Annotated in this window: 3 protein-coding genes; 2 read left to right on the top strand and 1 reads right to left on the bottom strand. The window is 38.4% G+C overall.

The window, feature by feature from the left end; all coding sequences use genetic code 11:
* The first annotated feature begins 96 nt into the window (after window positions 1-96).
* Complete coding sequence (locus tag B3D47_RS12595; RefSeq protein ID WP_286862299.1) at window positions 97-393, top strand: type II toxin-antitoxin system RelE/ParE family toxin; 297 nt, start codon at window positions 97-99, stop codon at window positions 391-393.
* A 1-nt stretch (window position 394) separates the two neighbouring features.
* Window positions 395-685: an addiction module antidote protein gene (locus B3D47_RS12590; protein ID WP_060875721.1), complete on the top strand. Its 291-nt coding sequence runs from the start codon at window positions 395-397 to the stop codon at window positions 683-685.
* 111 nt (window positions 686-796) lie between these two features.
* On the opposite strand, the gene B3D47_RS12585 is transcribed toward B3D47_RS12590, so the two are convergent.
* A complete protein-coding gene (locus B3D47_RS12585; protein ID WP_019838442.1) occupies window positions 797-2,251 on the bottom strand; it encodes a SulP family inorganic anion transporter in 1,455 nt (484 codons plus the stop codon).
* Window positions 2,252-2,656: the final 405 nt, after the last annotated feature.

Below are 2,656 nucleotides of genomic sequence, written 5' to 3'. Positions count from 1 at the left end.
CATTTTAATTGGTGAATAACATAATGGATGTCCGTATAGACTACTTGCATATTGTATTCGATCGAATACAATATAGTGAGAAGATAAGGAATTCTCATGATTGAAATTAAACGTCTGCCAGAATTTGATGAATGGTTAGATGGCATTAAAGACAATATGACCCGTATTCGTCTGAATCGTAGATTAGATATGGTTCAACGTGGAAATTGGGGAGACATTAAGCCTCTCCAAGATGGCGTTTGGGAAATGAGAGAATTCTTCGGTGCTGGATGGAGAATGTATTACATCCAGCATGGTGACGTAGTGATTGTAATGCTTGGTGGAGGAGATAAATCGACTCAACAACAAGACATCGATCGTGCAGTCAAATTATCGAAAACATTGGAGGATTAAAATGGTTAAAGTCGCTGATTTACCAAGTTTTGATATGGCTGAGTCACTCAAAACTGAAGAAGACATTGTGATGTATCTCAATATGGTTCTTGAAGATAATGATCCAGCTGAATTAGCCCATGCACTTGGTGTTATTGCTAAAGCTCGTGGCATGACTCAAATTGCTAAAGAAGCAGGGATTGGGCGTGAGGCACTCTACAAAGCCCTACGTCATGATTCAGCACCACGTTTTGATACGATTAATCGTGTAGTAAATGCGTTAGGCTTAAAACTCACTGTACAACACGCCTAAAACTTTAAAAAATATAGTAAAAATGGGAGCTAAAGGCTCCCATTTTTAGATTCGTATAACGTGTATTATGTTAATTTTAGAGATTCTACATAAACGTAAAATCTCCTGCACTTAGATTCTGGCATGTGTTCCATACTTATCAATCATGATAGAGCTGGCTTCATTTAAGCCACGCACAGTGACATTCACACTATTCTTTTGGAATTTATTTACAACAGAATCAAGCATGGCGACTGATGTTACATCCCAAATGTGAGAATGGGTCAAATCAATAATCACATCCTTTACATTCTCTTTAAAGTCAAACCCTTGCATGAATTTTTCAGAAGAACTAAAGAAGATCTGACCTCTCAAATCATATAAACGGGCTGTTCCTTCAAAAGATGCTATTACTTGGATATCATTTTCAAGTTTATTCGCTAGGAACAAAGCTGAAAGTAATACGCCTGTTAACACACCCAAAGCCAGGTTATGCGTAGCAACAACTACAATCACAGTCGCAATCATGACGATATTACTGCTCTTAGGATTATCTTTTAACTGAGTGACAGAACTCCATTCAAAGGTACTGATAGAGACCATGATCATTACCGCTACCAATGCAGCCATTGGAATCACTTTGAGCCAATCGCTGATAAATACAACCAGAATAAGAAGAAAAATACCCGCAGAGAATGTTGATAAGCGTGTAAGACCACCCGATTTCACGTTAATCATGGATTGACCAATCATGGCACAACCGGCCATCCCCCCCATAAAGCCAGAAGCAATATTCGCAATCCCTTGTCCCTTACATTCTTGGAATTTATCACTTGGTGTATCTGTCATTTCATCCACGATGGTTGCTGTCATCATCGATTCAAGTAAACCTACAGCCGCCAGTGCGACTGAATAAGGCAAAATAATCATCAATGTTTCAATATTCAAAGGAATATTTGGAATCAAGAACATTGGAAGTGTGTCAGGTAACGATCCCATATCACCCACAGTTCTTACATCAATTCCTAGAGCAATTGCCAGTAATGTGATTGCAATGATGCAGACAAGTGGAGAAGGCAATAATTTTCCTAATTTGGGAATCATAGGGAAGAGATAAATAATCGCCAAACCTAAAGCAACTAAAGCATATACATGCCAGGTCACATTAATCAGTTCAGGCAGCTGAGCCATAAAAATTAAAATTGCTAACGCATTTACGAATCCAATAACCACAGATTTAGATACAAATCGCATTAACTTGGCGAGCTTTAAATAGCCAGCCATTATTTGAATTACACCCGTCAAAATTGTTGCTGCAAGCAGGTATTCAAGCCCATGCTCTTTGACCAAAGTAACCATGAGCAGTGCCATAGCCCCTGTAGCTGCTGAAATCATAGCTGGACGACCGCCTACGAAAGAAATCACGACGGCTATACAGAAAGATGCGTATAGACCGACTTTAGGATCTACACCTGCAATAATTGAAAATGCGATGGCTTCAGGGATGAGTGCAAGACCGACGACTAATCCAGCAAGTACATCCCCACGGATGTTAGAGAACCACTGTTCTCGGACATTAGACAACATAAACATAGCCTGTTTTTTAATTTTTCAGATAGGCTAGTGATGTGATATATACAACACACAAGCGACTACACCACATCACTAGACAGTGATGAGTTATTTACAGATTTAAGACGGTAAATAAACTTAAGGTGGCGTAAGTGTCATAAGATGAAAGAAGGTTTAGAGTAAAAAAATCAGGACAAGGGTAACAGCTAGGTACTTTTTTATAAAGCCTGGATGTTATATCCAAGCTTTGTTTAATCGGTATTTTATGAAGCTTTTGGCTCCCTAAGTAATTGACCTATTTCCAAACGTGTATAGCCACGTTCTTTAAAAATCAAAACAATAGCCTGTTTATAATCTTCAGAAGTAGAAGTCTTATACTTAGTTATCAGTTGATTTTCAGAATTCAGCTCAAGATCATTT

Origin of the sequence: Acinetobacter sp. UBA3461, from assembly GCF_002381195.1 — a bacterium.
Lineage (GTDB): Bacteria > Pseudomonadota > Gammaproteobacteria > Pseudomonadales > Moraxellaceae > Acinetobacter > Acinetobacter schindleri.
The sequence above is the reverse complement of the archived record's forward strand: the minus strand, read 5'-3'. Positions and strand labels throughout refer to the sequence as shown.